Origin of the sequence: Bacillus massilinigeriensis (genome assembly GCF_900117315.1) — a bacterium.
GTDB classification, from domain to species: domain Bacteria; phylum Bacillota; class Bacilli; order Bacillales; family Cytobacillaceae; genus Bacillus_BE; species Bacillus_BE massilionigeriensis.
Genome location: NZ_LT630347.1, coordinates 1 through 1,039 on the forward strand (window position 1 = coordinate 1; position 1,039 = coordinate 1,039).

1 protein-coding gene is annotated in these 1,039 nt (G+C 40.4%); it reads left to right on the forward strand.

Translation table 11 applies throughout. The features are described from left to right. Nucleotides 1-370: 370 nt before the first annotated feature. The coding region (locus tag BQ6100_RS20775; RefSeq protein WP_141770183.1) for an IS110 family transposase at nt 371-1,039 on the forward strand (669 nt) is incomplete at its 3' end.

Consider the following 1,039-nt stretch of genomic DNA (forward strand, 5'->3'; position numbering starts at 1 on the left):
CCTCGTATATTATGTTTAGTCCCTTTTATTTGAGGACCGTAATCCCTACTTTTCCTGTACAAAATAAATCAAATTTCTTGGGTGTCCCGAGATATTTCTAGATAATGAGATTAGGATCATTTGGGACAATTCTTTATCCCCCTGTGGGCTTAACCACATTTAAAGACTGTTTCTCAGTGTTCGTGCGGTGCTTCCTACTCGCAGGCTGTTCTCCCTGTTCTTCGAACCTAGATGGTAGTAGCTCTAGGGCGGCTTTCGAACCAGGGCAAGTTCTGATACACGAGGTTGCTGGTCGGCGTTCACACTAGAGATATCTCAGGGCATCCTAGAAATGTACCTATGATTCTAATTTGAAAGGAGGGGACACCCCATGAAATTATTTGTTGGCTTAGACATTAGTTCTTTTGATATTAAGGTTTGTATTTTGGGCGATGAAGGAGAGAAACTTCAATCCTTTTCTGTCTGTAACGATCTACCTGGCGCAACAGAACTCCGAGATCGTATTTTAGAATGTACCAAAAATCAAACCATTCAAGCGTTAAAAATTGGACTGGAATCCACGTCCGTCTATAGCTTTCATCCATCGATGTTCCTACACAACGATGAATCTCTTAAAGCTTTGGGAGCCCGAGTGTTTGTCATGAATCCCAAACAGATTGCTAACTTTAAGAAAAGCTATTCCGATATGGATAAGACGGATGAAATTGATGCGTTCGTTATTGCTGATTATCTTCGTTTCGGACGTAACTCCATGTCCGTGGTGAAAGAAGAACAGTATATTGCTTTACAACAATTAACTCGCTCACGTTACCAACTTATCCATCAAGTGGCTAGAGAAAAACAACATTTCTTACAACATTTGAGTTATAAGTGTAATACCTTTTCACTAGAAGTGGATTCATCTGTATTCGGAAACGCCATGATGGAAATGTTCTCCGAAAAGTTCAGCCTAGACGAACTAGCAGAAATGCCATTAGAAGATTTAGCCCATTTTCTTCAGGAAAAAGGGAAAAATCGATTTAATGACCCAGAGTGCGTG